This window comes from Curtobacterium sp. MCBA15_008, assembly GCF_001865065.1.
Taxonomy (GTDB): domain Bacteria; phylum Actinomycetota; class Actinomycetes; order Actinomycetales; family Microbacteriaceae; genus Curtobacterium.
On record NZ_MJGN01000045.1, the window covers coordinates 271,794 to 294,621 of the forward strand.

Genomic DNA, 22,828 nt, shown 5'->3' on the forward strand with positions numbered 1-22,828 from the left:
GCACTGTGCCTGTCGCAGGCGATCAGGCGTCGAGCGCCGCCCGGGCAGCGGCGACGACCGACTCGTCGGTGACGAAGTGTGCGGAGCCGTCGTCGGCGCCGCCCATCGGGACCCCGGCATGGGCGCTGTCCGCCGCCGGGCGCTTCGCGGAGAGGTGCACCGCGGCGACCCCCGTCGCGACGAGCGCAGGGACGTCGGCAGGGATGACCCCGGCGCCCGCCATGACCTGCACGGGTCCGGCGGCCTCGACCATGCGGGCGATCGTCGCCGCACCGGTCAGGGCGGTGGGAGCGGCACCGGACGTCAGCACGCGGGTGAACCCGAGGTCGGCCAGGGACGCGGCCGCCGCGACGGGGTCCGCCGCGTGGTCGATCGCCCGGTGCAGGGTGACCTCGGCGGTGGCGCTCACCGAACGGGCGGCGTCCACGAAGCGCCGGAGGGCGTCCACGTCGAGGGTGCCGTCCGGGCGCAGGGCCCCGACCACGACGCCGGCGGCCCCGGAACGGAGGACCGTGCGGACCTCGCGTTCCATCAGGTCGACCTCGCCGCGGTCGTGCACGAACCCGCCGGGCCGGCACCGCACGAGCGCGTGCGCCGGGATGCCGGTCTCGTGGGTCGTCTCGACCAGGGCCTGCGAGGGGGTGAGCCCGCCGAGTTCGAGTCCGACGCAGAGCTCGACCCGGTCGGCGCCGCCGTCACGCGCGACGATCGCCCCGGCGGGCGAGGTGACGGCGATCTCGAGGCTGACGGGAGAGTGGCTCATGCAGTGGCTCCGAGCGGTTCGTTGGAGGCGGGGACGATCCGGGCGCGGAGGTCCGGCGCCGACGGGAACACTCGATCGTAGGGGAACATCGGGCGCTCGATCCTGTGGTGCCCGAGGCGCTCGAGGTCCTGGTCGACGCCGCCCGGCGTGAGGGCGAGCATCCAGTCGGCGGACATGTCGAACAGCTCCGGCTCGAGGTACCCGATCTTCACGATGACGACGTCGGCCTGGCGGGGCGCGAGGTCGAGGTCGGTGAAGTCGTGCTCGTGGTGGTACGGCTTCCGGAGCTTCGTGAGGATGGCGAACACACTGCCGACCTGCAGCACGACCTCGGTCTCGGCGTCGCGGTCGCCGTGCTTGATCGCGTGCACCCGGCCGGTCATCGTGATCGGACCCGCGTGCACGTCGTCGACCGTCGCACCCGCGGTCACGGTGACGGTCGCGCCCACCCCGGCCTCGACGGCGGTCGCCACGGCGGCGGCGCCGGGGACGCTCGCGTAGATGACGATCGGGCCGGTCGGGTCCTGGAACTCCGGGCGTGCGAGCACCTGGGTCAGCCCCCACGTCATGTCGCCCGAGCCGCCAGCGGTGGGGTTGTCGCCCGAGTCCGAGATGAAGTACGGCTTCGCGGCGCCGGGGGCGAGCGCGGCGGCGAGGCACTCGTCGAACGAGCCGGTCGGGGCGACGAACACGAAGTCCTCGCGGACGTCCCAGAACGCCGTTGCGAGCCGCTCGGCACCAGCGGTCACCGCGTCGGCGTCCCACCCGGTGACGACGGTGACGGCACGGTCCCGCGGCTGGTCCGCCCAGGCGTAGCCGACCCAGATGGCGGCGTCGAGCACGCCCTCGGTCGCCTCGACCTCCGGTACCTGCGCGTACAGCGACGCCGCGGGCTCGATGCGGGTCGAGGTCTGCTCACCGGGCAGCAGCACCGGGATCGGGATCCACGCCTTGACCGGACGCTGCGCGCCGACGGGGCGGGTGGTGAGCACGTCGACCAGGTTCCGGACGGCGCGCTCCTTCGTCTCGAGGGCGTCCTCGTGCGGGGCCATCCGGTAGCACGTGACCAGGTCGACCTGGTGGGCGAGCTCGGCGGTCACGTTGCCGTGCAGGTCCATCGACGCCGAGACGATGACGTCCGGGCCGATCACCGCGCGGATCCGGCCGAGCAGGTCCGCCTCGGCGTCGTCCAGTCCCTCGACGACCATCGCGCCGTGGATGTCGTACCAGAGGCCGTCCACGTGCTCGGCCTCGACGATCGACCGCAGCCGCTCGACGATCTCCGACGCGAGCGACTCGTACGACGCCCGGTCCACGATCCCGCCGGGCAGTGCGTGCCCGATGAGTGCGCCCCGGAAGTCCGCGCGCGACGACAGCGGTCCGAGGAAGTCGTACCGCGCCACGACCTCGGCGCCACGGTCCGGGTGGAACGCCGGCGCGAGGGTCCGGGTCGGCGTGAAGGTCGACGTCTCGATGGCGAGCCCGGCGATGGCGATGACCGGACGACGATGGGTGAGGGGCTCAGACACGGACGCTCCTGTTCCTGGTGGTGGACTGCGGGATGGGCGAGGACAGTTCCTCGAGCGAGGCGGCGAGGCCCCGCTGCAGGGCGAACTGTCCGGCCCCGACGAGCCCGGCGTCGGCGCCGAGCGACACCGGCTCGATGGCGAGGTGCTGCGTCATGAGCGGGTGGCAGCTCTCGTAGAGCTGGCTGCGCACGGCGGCGATGAACGGGTCGAGGGTGGAGAGGATGCCGCCCAGGTAGACGGCGTCGGGGTTGAAGAAGTTCACGTTGGCGGCGAGCACTTCGCCGAGGTACCGGCCGGCCATCCGGACGGCCCGGGTGGTCGCCGGGTGCGCGTCCGATGCGAGCCGGACGACGTCGGCGGTCGAGGACACGTCGACCCCGGCGGTCGACAGGATCCGCACGAGGGCGGCACCGGAGGCCACCGTCTCGAGGCACCCGGTGTTGCCGCACGAGCACGGGGTGTCGCCGGCGGCGTCGATCCGCACGTGCGTGATGTCCCCGGCGGCGCCCGTCGACCCGCGGTACAGCCGGCCGTCGATGACGATCCCGGCGCCGATGGCCGACCCGGCCTTGATGGTGATGGTCTGCCGGCGGCTCGGGTCCTGCACGGTCTGTTCGCCGGCGGCCATGCAGTTCGCGTCGTTGTCGACGATCGCCGGCAGGCCGAAGCGCTCGGACAGCCACGAGGCGACGGGGAACCCGTTCCACCCGGGCATCCGGCTCGGCAGGTCGACGACGCCGGCCTCGACGTCGACCGGACCCGGCAGGCTCAGCCCGACTCCGCGCAGGCCGTCGCGACCACGCTCGTCGGCGAGCCGCTCGAGCAGCGCGGCCAGGCGCTGGAGCCCGGCGGTCGGGCCGTCGGAGAGCGCGAACGGGACGTTCGCGACCGACTCGAGCGCGCCTCCCGGCAGCACGATGCCGATGCGCGCGTGCCCGCCGCCGACGTCCGCGGCGACCGCGAACTCGTCGGCCCCGCCGATCCGGAGCACCTTGCGTGGGCGACCGCCGGTGGAGACGTCGGTGCCCTCCTCGGCGAGCAACCCGTGGGACAGCAGCTGGGCGACCACGTGGGAGACGGTGGAGGGCGCGGCGCCGAGCAGGGTCGCGATCTCGGTGCGGCTGGTGGCCTGCCCGGACGCGACCAGTTCGAGGACGCGGGCACTGAGGTCCGGCACGACTTTCTCCAATCCGGGCGGAAGGGGATCGGTGGACCCGATCTGCGGCGAGCCTACGGGGCAGAACCGGCGGTCGACCCTTTCGTCCGATCGGCAGTAACGCAGTTTTTACATCGAGATGTTTGTTTTTCCAATCGCTTTGGTCCTTGACTGTCCTCGTGCCTCCGGGCACGTCTCGTGCTCCACCTCCCCGAACCCCCGACGCCGAACCGGCGTGACCGCACAAGGAGACACCGCATGTCCAAGCCCCGTCGCTGGGCGCTCCTCACCGGAGCGGCGATCGCCGTGAGCGCCCTGCTCGCCGGATGTTCCGGGGGCGGCTCCACCGCGTCCGGTTCCGACTCCGACGAGATCAACTACGCGCTGCCCGCCAACTTCACGCCGAACTGGATCCTGCCGATCGGCACGGCGTCGCACCTCAACACGAACAACGGTTCGATCGCGCAGTCGCTCTACGAGCCCCTCGTCGCCTACGACGGGTCGACCGGCAAGATCGCGTGGAACAAGGCCGGCTCCGTCGCCACCGACGCGCAGTTCGCCGCCGACAGCAAGAGCGTCACGGTCACCCTCGGCGACCGGCACTGGTCGGACGGCAAGCCGATCACGAGCCGCGACGTCGCGTTCTGGTTCAACCTGATCAAGGCGAACAAGGACCAGTGGGGCTCGTACTCCGAGGGCAAGGCTCCGGACAACTGGACCTCGTTCACGACCGTCGATGACACGCACTTCACGATCACGTTCGACAAGGCGTACAACTCGGACTGGATGCTCGCCAACCAGCTGAGCCACATCATCCCGCTGCCGCAGCACGCCTGGGACAAGACGAGCGCGAGCGCGAAGGTCTCCGACGCCGACGAGACCACCGCCGGCGCGAAGCAGGTGTGGAAGTACCTCAACACCGCGGCCGGCAAGATCTCCGACTACGCCAGCGACGACCTGTGGAAGACCATCTCGGGCCCGTACGGCGTCAAGTCCTTCACGACCGCGGGCAAGGTCACCCTCGCCGCGAACACGAAGTACGACGGCGGCGAGAAGCCGGCGATCAAGACGGTGAACCTGCTGCCGTTCACCACGAGCGACGCCGAGGTCAACGCGGTCCGCTCGGGCGAGGTCGACTACGGCTACATCAACGCCACCGACATGGACCAGAAGTCGTCCTTCACGGCGAAGGGCTACGACGTCGAGCCGTGGACCGGCTGGGCGATCACGTACATGCCGTACAACTTCAACAACCCGACCATGGGTGCGGTCTTCAAGCAGCTGTACGCCCGCCAGGCGGTCCAGATGTCGATCGACCAGAAGAGCCTGTCGAAGGTCGTCTTCAACGGCACCGCGACCTCGACCTACGGCCCGATCCCGCAGGCGCAGGAGTCCGACTACGTCTCGGACGTGCAGAAGTCGAACCCCTACCCGTTCAGCACGAAGAAGGCCAAGGACCTGCTCACCAGCCACGGCTGGACCGAGCAGGGCGGCACGATGGTCTGCACGTCGCCCGGCACCTCGGACAGCCAGTGCGGCGAGGGCGTCGAGCAGGGCACGAAGTTCACCATGCAGGTGCTCTCGCAGTCCGGCTCGACCGTGACCGACAACATGATGAGCGCGATCCAGTCGTCGCTGCAGAAGACCGGCATCGGCTTCACCATCAAGACCGCTCCGGTCTCGAGCGTGCTGTCGCAGACCCCGACCTGCACCGCCGACCAGGCGAGCTGCAAGTGGGACCTGTCGTTCTTCGGGACCGCGGGCAGCTGGTACTTCCCGGCGTACCCGACCGGTGAGTCGCTGTTCTCGACCGCCGGCTCGGCGAACTTCGGCAGCTACTCCAACAAGGAGGTCGACGCCCTGATCGACGCGACCACCACCTCGCCCGACGCCTCCGCCGTGCAGGACTACAGCGCCGCGGTCGCGAAGGACCTGCCGGTGATCTGGCTGCCCAGCCCGGACTACCAGATCTCGGTGGTCAAGAAGGGCCTGTCCGGGTTCGACCAGGACTCGCTCGCCAACTTCCACCCCGCCCAGTGGAAGTGGAGCAAGTAGCAACGTGACCACGGACGGGAGGCGCGGCGCGCGTCCGACGCGCACCGCGCCTCCCGTCCTCCCCACGTCCCGAACCCGACCATCGGAAGCCGCATGACCACAGCTCTCTACCTCACCAGGCGCGTCCTGCAGGCGCTCGCGGTGATCCTCATCGTCACGATCGTCGTGTTCTGCCTGCTGCACGCCCTGCCGGGCGGGCCCGCCCGCGGTGTCCTCGGCGTCTCCGCGACGCCCGCGCAGATCACCGCCTTCAACCAGGCGCAGGGGCTCGACCAGCCGCTGCCCGTGCAGTACTTCCGCTTCCTCGGCCGCCTGCTCACCGGCGACCTCGGCACCTCGTACACGCTCAACGAGCCGGTCTCGCAGCTCATCACCGAGCGTCTGCCGAAGACCCTGGTGCTCACCGGGATGTCCGCGGTGCTCGGCATCGTCATCGCGATCCCGGTCGGCATGTGGCAGGCGGTCCGCCGCAACGGCGCGGTCGACTACGCCGCCACCGCCCTGGCGTTCGTCTTCTACTCGACGCCGGCGTTCTTCCTCGGCCTCGTCCTCATCATCGTGTTCAGCCAGCAGCTGCCGTGGCTGCCGTCCCAGGCGCCGAGCGGCAACACGCTCGCCGAGGTCTTCCAGGACCCGGCCGGACTCGTCCTGCCCGTCGTCACCGGAGCCCTCGCGATGATCGCCGTGTTCAGCCGGTACATGCGGGCCTCGACGCTCGAGAACCTGCACGAGGACTACGTGCGCACCGCCCGCGCCGGTGGGGCGTCGACGGCGACGATCCTGCGGCGGCACGTGTTCCGGAACTCGCTCACCCCCGTGGTCGCGATGCTCGGCTACTACCTGCCGGTCCTGTTCGGCGGGGCGCTCGTGACCGAGCAGCTGTTCAACTACCCCGGCATGGGGCTGCTGTTCTGGAACGCGGCGCAGACCTCGGACTACCCGACCCTGCTCGGCTGCGTGCTCGTCATCTCGATCGCGACCGTCGTCGGCACGCTGCTCGCCGACGTCGCGCAGTCCCTGATCGACCCCCGAGTGAAGGCAGGCCGCGCATGACCGCCGTCCAGATGGCCCCGGAAGCACCCGGCGCACCCGTCACCGTCGCGGCGACCGGCTGGAAGCTCGCCGTCCGCCGCTTCCGCCACAACACCCTCGCGGTGATCGGCCTCGTCGTGATCGTCGTCATCGTGCTCTTCTGCTTCGTCGGCCCCTTCGTGTACCCGACCGACCAGACCCACACGCAGCTGTCCCAGGCGAACCTCGGCCCGAGCGCCGCGCACTGGTTCGGCACCGACGCGGTCGGCCACGACGTCCTCGGCCGCCTGATGTACGGCGGCAAGGTGTCGCTCATGGTCGGCATCGCCGCCGGCGTCCTCGCCACCGTGGTCGGCACGCTCTGGGGTTCGGTCGCCGGGTACGTCGGCGGCTGGGTCGACGCCGTCATGATGCGCGTGGTCGACGCGGGCATCGCGATCCCCGCGCTCTTCATCCTGCTCGTCATCTCCGCGATCACGACTCCAGGCGTGTGGGGGCTCATCGTCATCCTCGGCTTCGTGTCGTGGCTCGTGCCCTCCCGACTCATCCGCGCCGAGACCCTGACGCTGAAGAACCGCGACTACGTGCTCACCCTGCGCGCGATCGGCGGGTCCCACGCCCGCGCGATCGGCCGGCACCTGCTGCCGAACTCGGTGTCCACGATCGTCGTGGCGGCGACGTTCCAGGTCGCCGACGCGATCCTCCTCGTCGCCTACGTCTCGTACCTCGGCCTCGGCGTGCAGCCGCCGGCGACGGACTGGGGCGGCATGCTGTCGGCGGGGCTCACCGCCGCGTACTCGGGACGCTGGTGGCTCATCGTGCCGCCCGGTCTCGCCGTGATCCTCGTCGTCTGCGCGTTCAACGCGGTCGGCGACGGGCTCCGGGACGCCTTCGACGTGAGGGGCCGCTGATGTCCATCCTGACCACCACCGACCTCGGGGTCACCTTCCGCACCGAGTCCGGCACCGTCGACGCGGTCCGCGGCGTCACCCTGCACGTCGAGCCGGGCGAGACCCTGGCGCTCGTCGGCGAGTCCGGTTCCGGCAAGTCCACGGTCGCGCTCGCCGCCATGGGGCTGCTCTCCGGCAACGCGACCGCCACCGGCAGCGCGGTCGTCGACGGCCACGAGGTCGTCGGCGCCCCGGAGGACGCGCTCCGCGGCCTGCGCGGCAAGACCGTCTCGATGGTCTTCCAGGAGCCCGCGACCGCCCTCGACCCGCTCACCCGCATCGGTGCCCAGATCGCGGAGGTGGTCCGGAACCACCGGTCGGTCAGCGCCGCCGACGCGCACGCCGAGGCCGTCGAGCTGCTCCGCCGCGTCGGCATCCCGTCGCCCGAGCGCCGCGCGAAGGCGTTCCCGTTCCAGCTCTCCGGCGGGCAGCGGCAGCGCGTCGTCATCGCGATGGCGATCGCGAACTCGCCGGCGCTCCTCATCGCCGACGAACCGACGACCGCGCTCGACGTCACGGTGCAGGCAGAGATCCTCGAGCTGCTCCGGAAGCTCGCCGCCGACACCGGCACGGGCGTCCTGCTCGTCACCCACAACATGGGCGTCGTGGCGGACTTCGCGGACCGGGTCGCGGTGATGCTGCAGGGCGAGATCGTGGAGACCGGGGGCGTCGAGGACGTCCTGCTCCGCCCCGAGCACGACTACACGAAGCGGCTGCTCGCCGCGGTGCCTCGGCTCGCCGTCGCCGGTCCTGCGTCCGCCACGGACCGCGCGTCCGTCGACGGTCCCGTCGAGCCGGCCGGGAGGCACGACTCGCCCCCGGTGGTCGACCTGCGGGACGTCTCGGTGACGTTCGGGCGCGGGGCGCGTGCCGTCCACGCGCTGAGCGGGATCGACATCGCCGTGCACGCGGGCGAGACCGTCGGCCTGGTCGGCGAGTCCGGCTCCGGCAAGTCCACCGCGGCGCGGGTCGCGCTCGGCCTGGTCAAGCCGACGTCCGGCAGCGTGCACCTGTTCGGCTCCGACCTCCGCACCGCGAAGGGGCGCGACCGTCGTGCGCTCCGGTCCGGGATCGGCGTCGTGCTGCAGGACCCGGTGGCGTCGCTCGACGCGCGGATGTCCGTCGCCGAGTGCATCGCGGAGCCGCTCGCCGTGCACCGCCGGGGGATGTCCTCGGCCGACCGACGTCGACGCATCGACGAGGTCCTCGACGCCGTCCGGCTGCCGCGCACCCTGGCGTCGCGTGCACCGCGGGAGCTCTCCGGCGGGCAGCGGCAGCGGGTCTCGCTCGCTCGCGCACTCGTGCTGTCGCCACGGCTCCTCGTCGCCGACGAACCGACCAGCGCGCTCGACGTCAGCGTGCAGGAGACCGTGCTCGAGGTCCTCCGCGAGCTGCAGGGCGAGCTCGGGTTCGCGTGCCTGTTCGTGTCGCACGACCTCGCCGTCGTGCAGCAGTTCGCCGAGCGGGTCGTGGTGATGCGCCAGGGCGTCGTCGAGGAGCAGGGCACCACCGGCACCACGCTCCTGCACCCGACCACGGACTACACCCGGCGGCTGCTGGCGGCGGTCCCCGTCCCCGACCCGATCGTGCAACGGCAGCGCCGGGCCGAGCGGCTCGCGACCCTCGCGGCGGTGACCGCGTGATCGGCGGGGCACCGGCTGCGGTGGACCGGCAGACCCTGGGGACGGACGTCGTCGTCGCGGGCGTCGACGTCGGCGGGACGAACACGAAGGTGCTCCTCGCCACCCCGACCCTCGACGTGATCGACCGGGTCGACCTGCCGACGCCCGCCCACGCGGGCGGAGCGGCGATCGTGACGGCGGCCCTCGGCGCCGTGACCGAACTGCTCGACCGGCACCGCGCCTCCTTGGCGGGTGTCGGGGTGGGCGCGGCCGGCGTGGTCGACGCGACCACGGGCACCGTGCTCGTGACCGGGAACTCGTTCACGGGGTGGGCCGGGTTCGGCGTGACCGACGCGGTGACGTCGGCGCTCGGCGTCCCCGCGACCCTCGACAACGACGTGAACGCGTTCCTGCTCGGCGAGGTCGCGACCGGCGCGGTCGCCGGTGAACCCGACGTGCTCGGGATGACCCTCGGCACCGGGGTCGGTGGGGCGCTCGTGCTCGGCGGTTCGCTGTTCGCAGGCCCCCGCGGTGCCGCCGGCGAGATCGGCCACGTGCCGGGTTTCGGTGACGCCCTGTGCACCTGCGGGCAGATCGGCCACCTCGAGACCATCGCGGGAGCCCGCGGCATCGCCGACCGGTACGCCGAACGGACCGGTCGCCGGGCCTCGGTGCGCGAGATCGCCGAGGCCGCCCGTGCCGGAGACGCCGACGCCGCACGCGTGTTCGAGACCGCCGGGTGGGGCCTCGCGCGTGCAGCCCTGCTGACGGCGGGCATCCTCGACGTGACCACCCTCGTCATCGGCGGCGGCATCGCCCGGTCGTGGGACCTGCTCGAACCGGCCATCACGCGTGCGATCGCGCTCGAGCCGCCGGTGAGCGGGGCGGCGATCCGCCTGGCGCAGTCGACGCTCGGGGCCGACGCGGTCGCACTCGGCGCGGCGGCGCAGGTCCGCGACCTCGTCCTCGGCGGCGCCCCCGCGCGCTGAGCCGTGCGCCCTGCGCCCCGCGTGCCGGGCGCGCTCCGCACAACGCAAATCGGCCCGAACCACCTGATCTCGTGGTTCGGACCGACTTGCGTTCTGCGGTGGTGCCGGCGGCGGGCGCCGAGCTGGTCAGGCCCGACGTGCTCCGACGCGCGGCAGCAGCAGACCGAGGACGATCATCGCGACGGCGAGCACGAGGTGCAGGACGTTGTCGGCGCTGTTGAGCGGCACGAAGTTGGCCGGGTCCGCCATGCCCGCGGTGAACAGGCCGTAGACGAACAGGACCGCGTAGACGATGCCGCCGACGACCAGGTAGAGCCGTGCGCCGCGTGCGCTGCGGGCGGCGAGCAGCCCGACAACGCCGAACAGCAGGTGCACGATGTTGTGCAGGACGGACACCTGGAACAGGCCGACGAGCATCGCCATCGAGCCGTGGCCGGCGACCGACATGGTGCCCATGTCCATCGTGAGGCCGGGGACGAAGCCGGCGATGCCGACGAGCAGGAACACGACGCCGAAGACGAGGGCGCCCTTCTGGGTCCAGGTCGAGCCGTACCCGATCCGGTTGGTGGCTGCGTTGCTGGTCATGGTGCGACCTCTCTCTCGGCGATTCCGGCGCCCCTGCACCGGATCGGGCGCGATGACGCCCACAGCACATTCGGAGCACTCCCCGAGTCGGTTTGCAGGAGAACCCCGCTGTCCACGCAGCGCAGCCGTGCGCTGTGCCGACCAGCAGGCCCCCACGAGCACTGTGGGGACATGAGCCAGTACGAGAAGCGCGACCCGAACACCCTCTACCCGAAGCCGCCGTTCCCGAAGCAGGAGCAGTCCCTGCCCGGTGCCGCCTGGAAGATGGACCCGACGCCCGACCACGGCGAACAGAGCTACGTCGGCAAGGAGCGCCTGACCGGCTTCCGCGGGATCGTCACCGGCGCCGACTCCGGCATCGGCCGGGCCGCCGCCATCGCGCTCTCCCGCGAGGGGGCCGACCTCGTGCTCTCGTACCTGCCCGACGAGCAGGAGGACGCCGAGCAGGTCCGTGACCTCCTCGAGGGCGAGGGGCGCCGCGCGGTGCTCTTCCCGGGCGACATCTCGGACGAGCAGTACTGCGGGGACCTCGTGCAGAAGGCGGTCGACGAGCTCGGCGGCCTCGACACCCTCGTCATGGTCGCAGGCCGGATGGACAGCAACGAGGACATCCTCACGCTCGACACGTCGATGTTCGACTCCACGTTCAAGACGAACATCTACTCGCTGTTCTGGCTGACGAAGGCCGCGGTCCCGCACCTGGAGCCCGGCTCGACGATCGTCACGACGGGGTCGATCCAGGCCTCGACGCCGTCGCCGGACAAGATCGACTACGCCGTGTCGAAGGGGGCGATCAAGCTCTTCACCGAGGCGGTCGCCCAGCAGCTCGCACCGAAGGGCATCCGGGTGAACTCGGTCGCTCCCGGACCGGTGTGGACGCCGCTCCAGCCGGGTTCCGACGACGCCGAGACCGTGTCACACTTCGGCGAGAGCTCGCCGTTCGGCCGTCCGGGGCAGCCCGCCGAGCTCGGTGCCGCCTACGTGCACCTCGTCAGCCCGGAGTCGAGCTACCAGTCCGGCTCGACCATCACCATCGCAGGCGGGACGCCCGCTTTCTAGACGGAACGGCAGACGGGCTGGAGGCGCGTGGCGGGCCCGCCACGCGCCTCCAGACCGTCACCAGGTCCCGTCAGCCCTGCGGCGGCGAGTAGAGCTGCAGATCGTTGCCCTCGCTGTCCTTGAACGGGACGATCTTGCCCCACGGGTGCTCGCTGATCTCGCCCTGGAACTCGGCGCCCCGCGACCGCAGGTCGGCGACCTCGTCCTCGATCGAGCCGTCCGGCTGGAACGAGACGACCGCGCCGCCGTCGCTCGACGCCGATGCCGACTCGCGGCCGTTCAGACCGATCCGCAGGCCGTTCGCGTCGATCTCGCTCCAGTCGTCGGACTCGCTGGCGACCTCGAGACCGAGCGTGTCGCGGTAGAACGCGACCGCTCGCTGCATGTCGCTGACCGGGACCCAGACCGCTGCCACTCCACTTGCCATGGTGATTCCTCTTCCGATGTGTCGGTTGTCGTTCGCGGTGGACGCTAGGAGCCGCGGATGTGCATGGACACAGGGGTGGTGGTGTCTCCGAACGCGATGCCGGGGCTCGTGGCACGATCGGCTGCGGGCCCGAGTGCGGGTCCGGACGCATCGACGGGGAGCAGCACATGGCAGGCGTGACGCACGTGGTCCTGGTGACCTGGGAGCCGGGGACGGACCGAGCGCGCGAGGCGGACGCCGTCGTCGCGGAGCACCTCGCCCGCATCGACGGCGTCGAGGACGTCCGGTCCGGCACCAGCGTCAGCACCGAGGGGCTGGAGGGCGGCTTCGACTGGATGCTCGTCGTGCGTTTCCGTGACCGCACGGCGTTGGCGGGCTACCTGCCGCACCCCGAGCACCGGCCGGTCGCGGAGTTCATCGGTGCCGCGAGCGACCGCGTCGTCGTCTTCGACGTCGAGGACTGAGCGCCGCAGGAGGTCGCAGCCGTGCTCAGGCGCGCTTGCGCCGCGGGCGGGCCGAGCGCGGTGGGATCGTCCGCATGTGGTCCCGCACCCGCCCGAGGACGTCCGCGAGCACCCCGACGTCCTGCGCGGAGAGGGGGTCGAGGAAGAGCTGCTGGAGCACCTCGACGTGCCCGGGGAACACCCGCGCCAGCACGTCCCGCCCCGCGTCGGTGATCGTCACCGTCACGCCGCGTTCGTCGTCGGCCGACGGGCTCCTGGTCACGAGCCCCGCCTGCTCGAGCAGTCCGATCTGGTAGGTCAGGCCGCTGCGGCTGTAGACGACGCCGTCGGCCAGGTCGGTCATCCGTTGGCTGCCGTCCGCGGCGTCGCCGAGCGTGGCGAGGAGCTGGAACTGCACGTAGCTCAGCCCGCCGGCCTCCTTCAGCTGCTGCTCGACGGTGTGCCGGAGCAGGCTGCTGACCTCGATGAGGGCGAAGTAGGCGCCGAGCTCGGTGGGGTCGAGCGGCGGTGCGGAGGCGTCGTCGGACATGCAGCGATCCTACGGTGCTCCGAATTCGAAGCGGCTCGGGGGTGTCAGCGGGAGTGGGCCTGGGCCGCACCGAGCACGCCGAGGAGCGCGAGGGCGTCGGCGTCGGGCGATCCGACCGGTGCGGTGTAGAGCACCAGGAACTGGTCGTGGTCGGTCAGGGCGAGGCTGTCGCAGTCCACCGTCACGGGGCCGACCGCCGGGTGCCGGAAGGTCTTCGAGAGCACCGGGGCGGTCTGCACGTCGTGCCGTTCCCACAGCTCGGCGAACTCCGCGTTGCCGGTCCGGAGCTCCTCGACGAGGCCGGTGACGGCGAGGTCGGACGGGTAGCGCGTCAGCGTGGTGCGGAGCTGCATCACGACGTGCCGCCGGAACTCCGCACCGTCCGAGATGCCGTACGGCGGATCGGCAGGGAACGACGAGCCGACGGTGGGGAACGCCTGCCGGGCGAGGTTCCGTCCGGCGCGGTCGCGGGCTCCGAAGTCCTCCATGAGCGCCGCGGCGAGGTCGTTCCAGGCGAGGACCTCGAAGTCCGCCGAGAGCACGATCGCCGCGGTCTGGGGAAGCCGCTCGATCACCGCCAGGATGCTCGGGCGGACGTCGCGGCGCACCGCGCCGGCGTGCAGCGCGGCCGTCCCGGCGAGCAGGTGCAGGTGTGCCGACTCGGAGTCGGTCAGGCAGAGGGCTCCTGTGATCCCGGCGAGCACCTCGGCCGAGGGCCTCGGTGCGCGGCCCTGCTCGAGCCGCACGTAGTACTCGGTCGAGATGTGGGCGAGGACCGCCACCTCCTCGCGTCGGAGACCCGGCGTCCGGCGACGGGGACCCGACGGCAGGCCGACGTCCTCCGGCCGGACCCGCTCACGTCGGGATCGGAGGAACGCGGCGAGCTCCTGCTTGTCCATGCGCCGAGTCTGCCGCGTCCGAGCCGCCGGACCCTGGTACCGGATGTACCTGGTTCCGGGGTCGCGGTACGGGCGACGCTGACGACATGACCAACGAGACCACCCCGACCTCCGCTCCGATCGGCCTGCTCACCGGCAAGGTCGTCCTCATCACCGGCGCGAGCCGTGGCATCGGCGCTGCAGCCGCCCGCCTGTTCGCCCGGGAAGGCGCCTCGGTCGTGCTCGCCGCACGGACCACCTCGGCACTCGAGGCCGTCGTCGCCGACGTCCGGACAGCGGGCGGCGCGGCCGAGGCGGTCGCGCTCGACCTCGCCGATCCCGCGAGCATCCGCGCCGCCGTCGCGCACGTCGACACCCTGCACGGGCGCCTCGACGGCGCCTTCAACAACGGTGCGGCGATCCAGCAGCCCGGGCCGCTCGACACCACGAGCGACGACGACCTCGACACGCAGTTCGCGGTGAACTTCCGCGGGCACTGGGTCGCGATGACCGCCGAGGCCGACCTCATGCGGCGGACGGGTGGCGGTGCGATCGTCAACACGTCGAGCATCGGGAGCCGCCGCGCGAACCCGGCACTGCCGGCGTACGGCGCGATGAAGCGAGCGCTCAACAGCATCACCGAGACCGCCGCCGTGACCTGGGCGCCCGAGGGCATCCGGGTGAACGGCATCACCCCGGGTGGCACCGCCACCGAGATGATCGACGCGTGGGAGGCGGCGACCCCGGGGATCGTCGAGCAGATCAACGCGTCGGTCCCGCTCGGGCGGATGGCGGAGCCGAGCGAGGTCGCCGAGGTCGCCGCGTGGCTGCTCAGCGACCGGGCGTCCATGGTGACCGGCGCGATCGTGCCGGTGGACGGCGGCGCCGGCGCCTGAGCAGGCACCGCGGCTCGCGATGGTGACGATCTGACGAACGGGAGGCGCGGTGCGGGCCCGACCCGCGCCTCCCGTCCGTCTGCTCCGTACGATGGGGCCGTGGCTGCCGCGACCGAACCGACCGTCCTGCTGACCGCCTTCGAGCCCTTCGGCGGCGACGCCCGGAACCCGTCGTGGGATGCCGCGGAGCGGCTGGCCGCGACGTGGGAGGGACCGGCGACGCTGGTCGTCGAGCAGCTGCCGGTCGTCTTCGCCGAGGAACGCTCCCGGCTCGCCGGTCTCATCGCGAAGCACCGGCCGTCCGTCGTCATCGCGACGGGTCTCGCTGCCGGACGGGCCGCGGTCACGCCGGAGCGCATCGCGATCAACGTGATGGACGCACGGATCCCGGACAACGCCGGAGCGCAGCCGGTCGACGAACCGATCGACCCGTTCGGCGCGCCCGCTGCCTTCTCCGGCCTGCCGATCAAGCGGATCGTGCGGGACGTCCGGGCCGCCGGAGTCCCCGCCGCCGTGTCCAACACCGCGGGCACGTTCACCTGCAACCAGGTGTTCTACGAGCTGATGTCGTTCGCCGAGCGCGAGGGGTTCCGGGCCGGTTTCGTGCACGTGCCCGCGACGCCGGACATCGCCGGGGACGGGCCGTCGCTCGAGCTGGAGCAGATCGTCACCGCTCTCGACGCGGTCGTCCGGGCGTCGATCGACCCGTCGGCGGACATCGTCGAGCAGGGCGGCGCGGAGTCCTGAGACCGCCGCGCCGCCACGGCTCGCGCGGTCAGATGAACTGGCGGAAGTTGGTCGACGCCAGGTCGAGCAGCTCGTCGCCGCGGCCGGACAGCACGGTGCGGATCGCGTAGAGCGTGAAGCCCTTCGCCTGCTCGAGCGTCACCGCGGGCGGCATCGAGAGCTCCTGCCGGTCGGACTTCACCGAGACGAGCGCCGGGCCGTCGTGTGCGAGCGCCGCCGCGAGGGCGTCCTCGAGCTGGTCGGACTCGTCGACGCGGAACCCCGCGATGCCGATGGCCTCGGCGACCTTCGCGAAGTCCGGGTTCTGCAGCTCGGTACCGAAGTTCACGAAGCCGGCGGCCTTCATCTCGAGCTCGACGAAGTTCAGCGACGAGTTGTCGAACACGACGATCTTCACGGGCAGCTTGTTCTGCACGATCGTGATCAGCTCGCCGAGCAGCATCGTCAGGCCGCCGTCGCCCGCCAGCGCGACGACCTGGCGATCGGGGTGGGAGGTCTGCGCGCCGATCGCCATCGACACCGCGTTCGCCATGGTGCCGTGCACGAACGAGCCGATGAGGCGCCGGTCGCCGTTCATCGTGAGGTAGCGCGACGCCCACACCACGGGGGAGCCGACGTCCGGGATGAACACGGCGTCCTGCGCGGCGATCCGGTCGAGCACCCGGACGACGTACTGCGGGTGCAGCGCCTTGTGCTTGCCGGCGGGTACGGCCAGGTCGTCGAGCTTGGCGCGGGTCTTCGTGTAGTGCCGCCGGGCCTCTTCGAGGTGCTTGGTCGGGTGCGAGCCGGTGAGCAGGGGGATGAGGGCGAGGGCGGTGTCCTTGACCGTGCCGACCAGGCCGATGTCGACGGGGTGTCGCCGACCGAGCTGGGAGCCGCGGATGTCGACCTGCACGTGCTTCGCCTTCGCGGGGAAGAACTGCTGGTACGGGAAGTCGGTGCCGAGCATGAGGACCACGTCGGCGTCCTCCATCGCGCGGTACCCGGAGGCGAAGCCGAGCAACCCCGTCATGCCGACGTCGTATGGGTTGTCCCACTCGATGTGCTCCTTGCCGCGCAGGGCGTGCACGATCGGGGCCTGCAGCCGTTCGGCGAGGGCGACGACCTCGTCGTGGGCGCCCGCGACGCCGGCACCGGCCAGGATCGTGACCTTGTCCGCACCGTTGAGGAGCTCGGCGGTGCGCTGCAGCTCGGCCTCGCTGGGCAGGATGCGGGGCGTCGCGCGCTCGATGCGGGTGACGCGCTCGTGCTTCGCCTCGGCCAGCAGGACGTCGCCGGGGATGACGAGGACCGCGACGCCGCGCTTCTCGATGGCCTCGCGCATCGCGATCTCGAGCAGGCGGGGCATCTGCGTGGGGTCGGCGACGTACTCGACGTAGACCGAGCACTCGCGGAACAGCTCCTGCGGGTGGGTCTCCTGGAAGTACCCGGAGCCGATCTCGGCCGTCGGGATGTGCGCGGCGATCGCCAGGACCGGCACGCGCGAGCGGTTCGCGTCGTACAGACCGTTGATCAGGTGCAGGTTGCCCGGGCCGCAGCTGCCGGCGCAGACGGCGAGGTTCCCGGTCAGTTCGGCCTCGGCGGAGGCGGCGAACGCGGCCGCCTCCTCGTGTCGGACGTGCTCCCACCGGATCGACCCGTCCTTCCGGAGTGCGTCGGTGAAGCCGTTGAGGGAGTCCCCGGGGAGACCGTAGATCCGCTCGACGTGGTTCTCGCGGAGGGCGGCGACGATGTTCTCGGCAACGGTTGTCATGCACTCGTGTCTAGTCGCGGGAGCTGCTACTCGCACGTCGCTGAGTGCTCTCGGATCGACGCGTACCGATCTCCAGGTCGCCACCGGACTCCGGTCTGCGACGATGAGCGGATGTCCGACGCCGCGATCCGCCCCCGCCGACGACCGAACGACGTCGACGGGATCCTCCTCCCGAGCCGGTACCCGCTCGCGTCGATCGCGCTCGCCGTCGCCGCCGTGATCGTCATCACGATCGTCGGGTTCACCCTCGGCACGGTCGACATCGGGCTCTCGAAGGCGCTCAACACCCTGCACACCGGGGCGATCGGCGCGTTCTCGGACGCGGTCTACCACGTGATCAGTCCCGGACCGGCGATCGGCATCACGGTCGTGGTCGTCGCGGTGATCTGGTGGCGGGGGCGCGACCTCCGTCCAGCGCTGGCGTTCGGCGGCACGATCGCGATCACGTGGGTGCCGTCGGCGGTCGTGAAGGAGATCGTGCACCGGGCGCGGCCCGACGTCGCCGTGCTGCCGCACCCGTTCCCGGTGCAGCCCGACCCCGGCTACCCGAGCGGCCACACGGTGTACATCACCGCGTTCGTGGTCGCGCTCATCTGGCTCCTCCGCGAGACCCGGTGGCACCGGCTGGTCCTGACGCTCGGGACGGTGGCGATCGTGGTGGTGTTCTTCGCGGTGACGATCGACGCGGTGCACTACCCGACCGACGCGATCGCCTCGATCGTGTGGGCGTTGGCCGTGGCTCCGGGCGTGCGCGTCGTGTGGGTGGACTGGCTGATTCCGCGGATCCCGTTCCTGCGGCCCCGCGGGTCGGCCGCGGGGTCGATCCGCGCGTAGTAGGACGAATCGCGCATAGGGAGCAGGAACTTCCTGCTCCATACGCGCGGAACGACTTCCTCCGCGCGGAACGACCTCCTACGCGCGGAACGACCCCCTACGCGCGGAACGACCCCCTACGCCCGGACGTGCCCCTCGCGCACGCGACCCCGCGCAGCGAGCAGCGCCAGCACCGCGATCACCGCGGCGGCCAGCATCACGATCGCGAGCGGCACCGCCGTCGTCGACCCGCCGATGCTCACGAGCGGCGAGACCAGTGCGGCCAGCCCGAACTGCAGCGCACCGAGCACCGCCGAGGCGCTGCCCGCCGAGGACGGCACGGCGCCGAGGGCCAGCGCCGTCGCGTTCCCGAGCACCAGCCCGAGCGACCCCACCGCCGTGAACAGCGGCACCGCGAGCCAGAACTCCGGCGCCCCGGTGGCGACGAGGAGCCCGAAGGCCACGGTCGACGCGAGCACGAGGACGATGCCGAGCGTCAGCACGCCGACGACCGAGCGGGTGGCCGTGAGCTTTGCCGACAGGACGCTGATGCCCATCAGCGCCAGGGCGTTGAGGCCGAACGCGATCCCGTAGCCGACCGTCCCGAGCCCGAGCATGTCCTGGTACAGGAACGGCGAGGCGGAGATGTACGCCATCATCACGGCGAACGCGAAGCCGAACACGGCGGTGTAGCCGAGGAACGTCCGGGAGCGGAGGGCACGCAGCGGCGAACCCGGTCCCTGCCGTTCGGCGCGGAGGGCATCGCGGTGCGAGCGCAGGTGGGTCTCCCGCACGACGGCGAGCACGGCCACGAGCATGAGGACCGACAGTCCGAGCACGATGCCGAGCAGCCCCCGCCAGCCGATCGGCCCGGTGAGCAGTCCGCCGAGCAGCGGTGCGACGACCGGGGCGACGCCGCCGACGATCATCATCAGCGAGAACGCACGGGCGGCCGGCTTGCCGGTGGCGAGGTCTGAGATCACCGCGCGCCCGATGACCATGCCGGCGGCGCCGCCGAGGCCCTGCAGCAGGCGGGCGACGACGAGGACCCCGACGTTCGGGGCCAGCACGGCGGCCGCGCTCGCGAGCACGCAGAGCACCGCGCCGGCGATGAGCGGCGGCACGCGGCCGAACCGGTCGGAGAGCGGACCGAACACGAGCTGCCCGCCGGTGACCCCGACCAGGAACGCGGTGAGGGTGAGCTGGACCGTCGTCGCCGAGGCCTGCAGTTCCCCGGTCATCTGCGGGAAGGCCGGCAGGTAGAGGTCGGTCGCGAAGGGTGCGACGGCGCTGAGCAGGCCGAGCACGAGCAGGAGTCCCGTCGTGATGCCCTGCTGGCGGGTCGTGTGTGGCGCGGCGTGCGCGCGGATGGTGCCGGTGTCCGTCGTCATGATTATGAAATCATAACTCATCGTCGACGCCGCTACAGTGACGACATGGAACCCGCGGTGTCCGACGACCTCCTCGCCGAACTCGCCGACGTCGTGCTCCGGATCTCGCGGGAGGTCGACCCGAACGGTGCGCGGGTGCTCGACATCGTGCCGCTCACCGGCACCGAGGCCCTCGTGATGCGCTGGGTGGACCGGAACCCCGGATCCACGCCGAGTGCGGTGGCCGAGGCGACGGCCCTCAAGCGCAGCAACCTCAGCGTCGCGGTCGGATCGCTCGTCGCGAAGGGCATGGTCGAACGCCGTCCCGCCCCCGAGGACGCCCGTACCGTCCAGCTCTTCTCGACCGAGCTCGCCGGGCAGAGCATCGCCCGTCTGCACGCGCACTGGGCCGAGCTGCTGCGCGCAGCGCTCGCCGGGGACGAGCGCGGCGTCGACGCCACGTTCGCGCTGCTCACGCGGGTCGACGCGAACCTGCGTGACGCGGGCCACTGACGGTGGACGCACCCGGCTGACGTCCTGGAGGCACGTGGCGGGCCCGCACCGCGCCTCCAGGCCGTCAGCCGGTCGCCTCCGACACCTCGTCCGCGATCGGCAGCAACCGGCGGGCTCCGTACCCCTCCGCGCCCAGGGCATCACCCGGGTTCATCACCAGGCAGGCGTTCAGCGAGACGCACCCGCAGCCGATGCACTGGTCCATCTCGCGCTGCAGCCGCTCGAGTTCGAGCTGACGGGCACGCAGCCGCGCACGCCACCGCTCGTTGAGCCGTTCCCAGTCCCGCAGCGAGGGCATCCGGTCGGACGGCAGCGCCTCGAACTGCTCGGCGACCTCGCTGAGCGGGATGCCGAGCCGCTTGGCGACCTGGATGATCGCGATGCGCCGTTCGACGTGCCGCGGGTACAGGCGGGTGCCGCCGGCCGTGCGCTCCGGGTGGATCAGGCCCTTGCGCTCGTAGAAGTGCAGGGCGGAGGCGGCGACTCCGGTGCGCTCGACCACCTCGCCGATCGTGAGCAGGTCGGTCGGTCTCGGGGGCTGGATCTCGACCATGGTCGAGATCCTACGACCGGCACCGCCCCCGGAGTCCGCACGCGTCAGGCGACCGCTCGGCGGATCATGTCCGCGACCGTGGCTTCGTCGCCGTCCGAGAACTCCGGCGTGATCGCCCACGAGGTCGGCCAGAACGACCCGTCGTCGAGGCGAGCGGGGTCCTGGAACCCGAGCGTCGAGTAGCGGGCTTTGAACTTGGCCGCGTCCTGGAAGAAGAACACCACCTTGCCGTCCTTCGCGTACGCGGGCATGCCGTACCAGAGCCGCGGTGCGAGCTCGGGAGCGGCATCGAGCGCGATGCGGTGGATCCGTTCCGCGAGACCCCGGTCCGGCTCGGGCATCTCCGCGATCTTGTCGACGACGGCCTGGGCATCGGCAGCAGCCTTCTCCGCCTTCGTGCCCTTGGTGCTCCGCGCCCGCTTCACCTCGGCGGCGTGCTCCTGCATCGCGGCACGCTCCTCGTCGGTGAACGTGCCCTCGGTCTGCTTCGTGGTGGCCATCATCGCGTCCTCTCGGTCGGTGTGGTCCCATCGTGCCGCCCGGACGCTCCGACTGCTTCTCCGATCCTGCTCGGGTGCCGAACGGTCGCCGCTGGTACCCTGGCCGGGCTCCACCAACACGCAGTGTGTATCTACCGGCCGCCGGCTCCCCGGCGGACAACGGCGGCACCCGATGGGTCCGCCCCCTCCAGTCCGGCGGGCCGAGAAGGCACACCTCATGCTCCACCCGCACTCCACCACGTCCGTCCCCGCTCCGCAGACGGGGTCGTCAGGACCCACCGGAGCCGCCGACCGGTCACTGGTCGCCCTCGCCGGACGCTGGTACTTCCCGGTCGCGTTCGTCGCCCGGCTCCCCTTCGCGATGATGGTCGTCGGCGTCCTCACGCTCGTCGTCTCCGCACGCGACTCGGTCGCGCTCGGCGGGGTCAACTCCGCGTCCGTCGGCATCGGCGCGGCGGTGTTCGGCCCGATGATCGGCGCCGCGGCCGACCGCTTCGGGCAGCGCCGCGTGCTCGTGCCCGTCGGCCTGGTGAACGCCGCGCTGCTCGGGCTCTTCCCGCTCGTCGTGACCGGATCCGCGCCGGACCTCGCCGTGCTCGCGATGGCGTTCTGCATCGGGGCGTCCGCGCCCCAGGTCGCGCCCATGTCCCGCACCCGGCTCGTCGCGATCATCCGGCAGCGGATGGCTCCGGGCCGGCGCGAGCAGGTCACGAGCGGCACGATGGCGTACGAGTCCGCCGCCGACGAGACCGTGTTCATCATCGGACCGTTCCTGGTCGGCATCCTCGCGAGCGCGATCGCCCCGTGGGTCGCCGTCGCCGGGGCCTCCGCCCTGACCTTCGTGTTCGTGACGGCCTTCGCCCTGCACCCGACGGGCAAGCTCGCGCTCGGTCACCGTGACGACCTCGTGCAGGCACCCGCGCGCGAGCTCCTCCGCCCCCGGCTGGTCGTCGTCGTGCTCGGGATCCTCGGCATCGGCCTGTTCTTCGGGTCGACGCTGACGTCGCTCACCGCGTTCATGGAGACCCACGGCGAGTCCTCGCAGGCGGGGCTCCTGTACGGCCTGATGGGCATCGGGTCAGCCGGCCTGGCACTCGGCTCCGCGGCGTTCCCGCGTCGGTTCGCCCTCGGCTGGCGCTGGCTCGTGTTCGGCGTCGTCCTGCTCGGGGGTGCCGTCGCGTTCGCGCAGGCCGACTCGGTGCTCGCCGTCGGCGTCGTGCTCGGCGTGATGGGCATCGGGATCGGACCGACCCTCGTCGCGCAGTACAGCCTCGGGTCGGACCGGTCGCCGGTCGGTCGTTCGGCGACGACCATGACGATCCTCGGTTCCGCGGTGATCGTCGGGCAGTCGATCGCGTCGGCGGTGACGGGCGACCTCGCCGAACAGCACGGGACGGGCGCGGCGATGCTGCTGCCCGCCGCCTCGGCGGCGGTCGTGGTGCTCGCGGCCGTGGCGAACCTGCTGCTGCCGCGTCGCGCCGCTGCCTGACCACCCGCGCGGCACCCGCGGCCCGACCACCCGCGCATCGCGACGCGGGGTGCCCGCCCGCGTGGTGCCCGTGACCCGACCACCTGCCGGGCCGACGGCGCGTGGCGGACCCGCACCGTGCCTCCAGGCCGGCACCGCACCGGGCACCGACGTGAC

The 22,828-nt window shown here is 71.8% G+C and carries 23 protein-coding genes; 12 read left to right on the forward strand and 11 right to left on the reverse strand.

Annotation, left to right across the window (positions count from 1 at the left end; translation table 11 throughout):
- Positions 1-22 precede the first annotated feature (22 nt).
- Genes BIU96_RS15775 through BIU96_RS15785 form a run of 3 tightly spaced genes read right to left on the reverse strand, consistent with a single transcriptional unit; the run spans position 23 to position 3,469 of the window.
- On the reverse strand, positions 23-763 hold the full coding sequence (locus tag BIU96_RS15775) for a copper homeostasis protein CutC (protein ID WP_071293547.1): 741 nt from the start codon (positions 761-763) through the stop codon (positions 23-25).
- Positions 760-2,292, reverse strand: a complete 1,533-nt coding sequence (locus BIU96_RS15780) for a M81 family metallopeptidase (RefSeq protein ID WP_071293548.1) — start codon at positions 2,290-2,292, stop codon at positions 760-762. Before BIU96_RS15780 ends, BIU96_RS15775 begins: the two co-directional genes overlap by 4 nt.
- Positions 2,285-3,469, reverse strand: coding sequence for an ROK family protein (locus BIU96_RS15785; RefSeq protein ID WP_083402991.1), 1,185 nt, complete (start codon positions 3,467-3,469; stop codon positions 2,285-2,287). Before BIU96_RS15785 ends, BIU96_RS15780 begins: the two co-directional genes overlap by 8 nt.
- Positions 3,470-3,706: 237 nt before the next feature.
- Here BIU96_RS15785 and BIU96_RS15790 point away from each other — a divergent pair, with 237 nt between their 5' ends.
- The 5 genes from BIU96_RS15790 to BIU96_RS15810 all read left to right on the forward strand — a co-directional run bounded on the left by BIU96_RS15790 (position 3,707) and on the right by BIU96_RS15810 (position 10,096).
- Positions 3,707-5,503 (forward strand): peptide ABC transporter substrate-binding protein, encoded by a 1,797-nt coding sequence (locus BIU96_RS15790; RefSeq protein ID WP_071293550.1) that lies wholly within the window; start codon positions 3,707-3,709, stop codon positions 5,501-5,503.
- A gap of 93 nt (positions 5,504-5,596) precedes the next feature.
- Positions 5,597-6,556, forward strand: a complete 960-nt coding sequence (locus BIU96_RS15795) for an ABC transporter permease (RefSeq protein WP_071293551.1) — start codon at positions 5,597-5,599, stop codon at positions 6,554-6,556.
- Positions 6,553-7,446, forward strand: a complete 894-nt coding sequence (locus tag BIU96_RS15800; protein ID WP_071293552.1) for an ABC transporter permease — start codon at positions 6,553-6,555, stop codon at positions 7,444-7,446. Before BIU96_RS15795 ends, BIU96_RS15800 begins: the two co-directional genes overlap by 4 nt.
- On the forward strand, positions 7,446-9,128 hold the full coding sequence (locus BIU96_RS15805) for an ABC transporter ATP-binding protein (protein WP_071293553.1): 1,683 nt from the start codon (positions 7,446-7,448) through the stop codon (positions 9,126-9,128). Before BIU96_RS15800 ends, BIU96_RS15805 begins: the two co-directional genes overlap by 1 nt.
- On the forward strand, positions 9,125-10,096 hold the full coding sequence (locus tag BIU96_RS15810) for an ROK family protein (protein WP_254786181.1): 972 nt from the start codon (positions 9,125-9,127) through the stop codon (positions 10,094-10,096). The genes BIU96_RS15805 and BIU96_RS15810 overlap by 4 nt, the downstream gene beginning before the upstream one ends.
- Before the next feature lie 126 nt (positions 10,097-10,222).
- Here BIU96_RS15810 and BIU96_RS15815 read toward each other — a convergent pair whose 3' ends face one another.
- The gene (locus BIU96_RS15815; protein WP_071293554.1) at positions 10,223-10,681 is read right to left on the reverse strand and encodes a DUF4383 domain-containing protein; all 459 of its coding nucleotides are present in this window, start codon (positions 10,679-10,681) and stop codon (positions 10,223-10,225) included.
- Positions 10,682-10,852: 171 nt separating this feature from the next.
- Here BIU96_RS15815 and BIU96_RS15820 point away from each other — a divergent pair, with 171 nt between their 5' ends.
- Entirely contained in the window at positions 10,853-11,740 is an 888-nt protein-coding gene (locus BIU96_RS15820) for an SDR family oxidoreductase (protein WP_071293555.1), read from the forward strand.
- Positions 11,741-11,810: 70 nt separating this feature from the next.
- Here BIU96_RS15820 and BIU96_RS15825 read toward each other — a convergent pair whose 3' ends face one another.
- A complete protein-coding gene (locus BIU96_RS15825; protein ID WP_071293556.1) occupies positions 11,811-12,167 on the reverse strand; it encodes a VOC family protein in 357 nt (118 codons plus the stop codon).
- 167 nt (positions 12,168-12,334) lie between these two features.
- Here BIU96_RS15825 and BIU96_RS15830 point away from each other — a divergent pair, with 167 nt between their 5' ends.
- On the forward strand, positions 12,335-12,631 hold the full coding sequence (locus tag BIU96_RS15830) for a Dabb family protein (RefSeq protein ID WP_071293557.1): 297 nt from the start codon (positions 12,335-12,337) through the stop codon (positions 12,629-12,631).
- A 25-nt stretch (positions 12,632-12,656) separates the two neighbouring features.
- Here BIU96_RS15830 and BIU96_RS15835 read toward each other — a convergent pair whose 3' ends face one another.
- Positions 12,657-13,160, reverse strand: a complete 504-nt coding sequence (locus BIU96_RS15835; protein ID WP_071293558.1) for a MarR family winged helix-turn-helix transcriptional regulator — start codon at positions 13,158-13,160, stop codon at positions 12,657-12,659.
- Between the two features lie 44 nt (positions 13,161-13,204).
- Entirely contained in the window at positions 13,205-14,059 is an 855-nt protein-coding gene (locus BIU96_RS15840; protein WP_071293559.1) for a helix-turn-helix transcriptional regulator, read from the reverse strand.
- A gap of 86 nt (positions 14,060-14,145) precedes the next feature.
- Between BIU96_RS15840 and BIU96_RS15845 the strand changes: the two genes are divergently transcribed.
- Complete coding sequence (locus tag BIU96_RS15845) at positions 14,146-14,934, forward strand: SDR family NAD(P)-dependent oxidoreductase (RefSeq protein ID WP_071293560.1); 789 nt, start codon at positions 14,146-14,148, stop codon at positions 14,932-14,934.
- Positions 14,935-15,033: 99 nt separating this feature from the next.
- Positions 15,034-15,681, forward strand: coding sequence for a pyroglutamyl-peptidase I (gene pcp, locus BIU96_RS15850; RefSeq protein ID WP_071293561.1), 648 nt, complete (start codon positions 15,034-15,036; stop codon positions 15,679-15,681).
- A gap of 28 nt (positions 15,682-15,709) precedes the next feature.
- Here pcp and poxB read toward each other — a convergent pair whose 3' ends face one another.
- The gene (gene poxB / locus BIU96_RS15855) at positions 15,710-17,434 is read right to left on the reverse strand and encodes a ubiquinone-dependent pyruvate dehydrogenase (protein ID WP_071293562.1); all 1,725 of its coding nucleotides are present in this window, start codon (positions 17,432-17,434) and stop codon (positions 15,710-15,712) included.
- 111 nt (positions 17,435-17,545) lie between these two features.
- On the opposite strand from poxB, the gene BIU96_RS15860 reads away from it, so the two are divergent.
- On the forward strand, positions 17,546-18,268 hold the full coding sequence (locus BIU96_RS15860; RefSeq protein WP_071293563.1) for a phosphatase PAP2 family protein: 723 nt from the start codon (positions 17,546-17,548) through the stop codon (positions 18,266-18,268).
- 116 nt (positions 18,269-18,384) lie between these two features.
- Here BIU96_RS15860 and BIU96_RS15865 read toward each other — a convergent pair whose 3' ends face one another.
- A complete protein-coding gene (locus tag BIU96_RS15865; protein ID WP_071293564.1) occupies positions 18,385-19,638 on the reverse strand; it encodes a multidrug effflux MFS transporter in 1,254 nt (417 codons plus the stop codon).
- A gap of 45 nt (positions 19,639-19,683) precedes the next feature.
- On the opposite strand from BIU96_RS15865, the gene BIU96_RS15870 reads away from it, so the two are divergent.
- Positions 19,684-20,130, forward strand: coding sequence for a MarR family winged helix-turn-helix transcriptional regulator (locus tag BIU96_RS15870; protein ID WP_071293565.1), 447 nt, complete (start codon positions 19,684-19,686; stop codon positions 20,128-20,130).
- A 64-nt stretch (positions 20,131-20,194) separates the two neighbouring features.
- On the opposite strand, the gene soxR is transcribed toward BIU96_RS15870, so the two are convergent.
- Entirely contained in the window at positions 20,195-20,683 is a 489-nt protein-coding gene (soxR, locus tag BIU96_RS15875; protein ID WP_071293566.1) for a redox-sensitive transcriptional activator SoxR, read from the reverse strand.
- Positions 20,684-20,727: 44 nt separating this feature from the next.
- Positions 20,728-21,183 carry an iron chaperone gene (locus BIU96_RS15880; RefSeq protein WP_071293567.1) on the reverse strand — a complete coding sequence of 152 codons (456 nt, stop codon included), beginning with the start codon at positions 21,181-21,183 and terminating at the stop codon, positions 20,728-20,730.
- A gap of 217 nt (positions 21,184-21,400) precedes the next feature.
- On the opposite strand from BIU96_RS15880, the gene BIU96_RS15885 reads away from it, so the two are divergent.
- The gene (locus BIU96_RS15885) at positions 21,401-22,672 is read left to right on the forward strand and encodes an MFS transporter (protein ID WP_071293568.1); all 1,272 of its coding nucleotides are present in this window, start codon (positions 21,401-21,403) and stop codon (positions 22,670-22,672) included.
- Positions 22,673-22,828: the final 156 nt, after the last annotated feature.

Excerpts from the sequence above, each read along its gene's own strand:
- BIU96_RS15775 (WP_071293547.1), bottom strand. The coding sequence starts at position 763 with ATGAGCCACTCTCCCGTCAGCCTCGAGATCGCCGTCACCTCGCCCGCC.
- BIU96_RS15790 (WP_071293550.1), top strand. The coding sequence starts at position 3,707 with ATGTCCAAGCCCCGTCGCTGGGCGCTCCTCACCGGAGCGGCGATCGCC.
- BIU96_RS15795 (WP_071293551.1), top strand. The coding sequence starts at position 5,597 with ATGACCACAGCTCTCTACCTCACCAGGCGCGTCCTGCAGGCGCTCGCG.
- BIU96_RS15800 (WP_071293552.1), top strand. The coding sequence starts at position 6,553 with ATGACCGCCGTCCAGATGGCCCCGGAAGCACCCGGCGCACCCGTCACC.
- BIU96_RS15805 (WP_071293553.1), top strand. The coding sequence starts at position 7,446 with ATGTCCATCCTGACCACCACCGACCTCGGGGTCACCTTCCGCACCGAG.
- BIU96_RS15815 (WP_071293554.1), bottom strand. The coding sequence starts at position 10,681 with ATGACCAGCAACGCAGCCACCAACCGGATCGGGTACGGCTCGACCTGG.
- BIU96_RS15820 (WP_071293555.1), top strand. The coding sequence starts at position 10,853 with ATGAGCCAGTACGAGAAGCGCGACCCGAACACCCTCTACCCGAAGCCG.
- BIU96_RS15825 (WP_071293556.1), bottom strand. The coding sequence starts at position 12,167 with ATGGCAAGTGGAGTGGCAGCGGTCTGGGTCCCGGTCAGCGACATGCAG.
- BIU96_RS15830 (WP_071293557.1), top strand. The coding sequence starts at position 12,335 with ATGGCAGGCGTGACGCACGTGGTCCTGGTGACCTGGGAGCCGGGGACG.
- BIU96_RS15835 (WP_071293558.1), bottom strand. The coding sequence starts at position 13,160 with ATGTCCGACGACGCCTCCGCACCGCCGCTCGACCCCACCGAGCTCGGC.
- BIU96_RS15840 (WP_071293559.1), bottom strand. The coding sequence starts at position 14,059 with ATGGACAAGCAGGAGCTCGCCGCGTTCCTCCGATCCCGACGTGAGCGG.
- BIU96_RS15845 (WP_071293560.1), top strand. The coding sequence starts at position 14,146 with ATGACCAACGAGACCACCCCGACCTCCGCTCCGATCGGCCTGCTCACC.
- poxB (WP_071293562.1), bottom strand. The coding sequence starts at position 17,434 with ATGACAACCGTTGCCGAGAACATCGTCGCCGCCCTCCGCGAGAACCAC.
- BIU96_RS15860 (WP_071293563.1), top strand. The coding sequence starts at position 17,546 with ATGTCCGACGCCGCGATCCGCCCCCGCCGACGACCGAACGACGTCGAC.
- BIU96_RS15865 (WP_071293564.1), bottom strand. The coding sequence starts at position 19,638 with ATGACGACGGACACCGGCACCATCCGCGCGCACGCCGCGCCACACACG.
- BIU96_RS15870 (WP_071293565.1), top strand. The coding sequence starts at position 19,684 with ATGGAACCCGCGGTGTCCGACGACCTCCTCGCCGAACTCGCCGACGTC.
- soxR (WP_071293566.1), bottom strand. The coding sequence starts at position 20,683 with ATGGTCGAGATCCAGCCCCCGAGACCGACCGACCTGCTCACGATCGGC.
- BIU96_RS15880 (WP_071293567.1), bottom strand. The coding sequence starts at position 21,183 with ATGGCCACCACGAAGCAGACCGAGGGCACGTTCACCGACGAGGAGCGT.
- BIU96_RS15885 (WP_071293568.1), top strand. The coding sequence starts at position 21,401 with ATGCTCCACCCGCACTCCACCACGTCCGTCCCCGCTCCGCAGACGGGG.